Source organism: Oleiphilus sp. HI0043 (assembly GCF_001634935.1).
Genome location: NZ_LWEY01000674.1, coordinates 1 through 1,149 on the forward strand (window position 1 = coordinate 1; position 1,149 = coordinate 1,149).

General features: G+C 41.3%; 2 protein-coding genes. Both read left to right on the plus strand.

Going from position 1 to position 1,149, the window contains the following annotated elements:
- The coding region (locus A3729_RS32595; protein WP_197475681.1) for a hypothetical protein at positions 1–348 on the plus strand (348 nt) is incomplete at its 5' end.
- Between the two features lie 318 nt (positions 349–666).
- On the plus strand, positions 667–1,149 hold a 483-nt coding region (locus tag A3729_RS08115; protein ID WP_156497789.1), incomplete at its 3' end, for a hypothetical protein.

The following is a 1,149-nucleotide window of genomic DNA, read 5'->3' on the forward strand; positions in this document are numbered from 1 at the left end:
ATCGATATCGCTGGTGTTCAGATCAACGATCTGAAAATCCACAACCATCGTGGTGACACTTCTGGTCTAGACGGATTGAATGCATTCGGTTTCGCTCACTCAATGCGTGACATCTACGCTGTTAAAGACGCAGTTCTTGATCTAGGTTCTGTTGCTTTGAACCCAGCTCAAGATATCCAGGGTGGCAACACAAGAGAAGGTTATGTTGACGGTATCGCAATCAACACTACTTCTAAGTTTGACCTAGATATCGGTTCATTGTCTTTCGGTGACACTGGTACTTCTATCGGTGAAATCTACTTGACTGATGTGACTAACACTACTAACTGGACTATCTCTGCTCACTAAGATCTTGATCTTAGCTGAAGCTGGATACGAAAGTGTTTAGTTAAGTTAGAAGCAAAACGAGAAACCGCCTCACAATGTGAGGTGGTTTTTTTAGTTTCTGTTGTCTGTAAATTCTGTTGGCAGGGAAATATGGGGTAGGCTTTTGTGGCTAAAAGTGTTTGTTATGAAATTCCGTTCACTGCCTCGTTCACATTATAAAAAATGCCTAACAAAAGTCACAAATTCTACTGATTCACTGTAGACATTCTTCTCTCGCCCAGATAATTTATATCCACAATAGTTTTACCTCACCGTTATAATAATGATTGGAGTCTCTATATGAAGATGTTGAAATTTGGTTTGATACTGCTTGGTTTACTGTTCTCAGTGTCGAGCACCTTAGTATCAGCTGAAGAAGGCAAAAGAAAAATAAAAGCAGAAGATCTTGTCGAGGCGCCAATTGCGGACAGCGCTGTAGACCTTAACCAAGTGAGGCGGGGTAAGGTTACTGAGGAGCAAGCGATCGCGCAGCTTAAATATATGATGGTGCAGGGTTGGATGCGCATGGAAAAGAACTTGCTTGAACGTGGTGAGTTTTTACCTTTTGGGATGGTACTTTCCCCGCAGGGTGAATTTAACGTGTTAGCTATTGAGCACCAAAATCTTGTTAAAAAGGATTTTCAACTAGCCTCAATCATTGAATATTTAAAGCGTATTGCTAAAACTCGTGCAAAGTGGGGTGTCGGCTTAATGTATATTGAAACAAGAAAGAATGCTGATGGCTCATCCATGGACTACATTCGTGTAGTGGCAGAGCATATA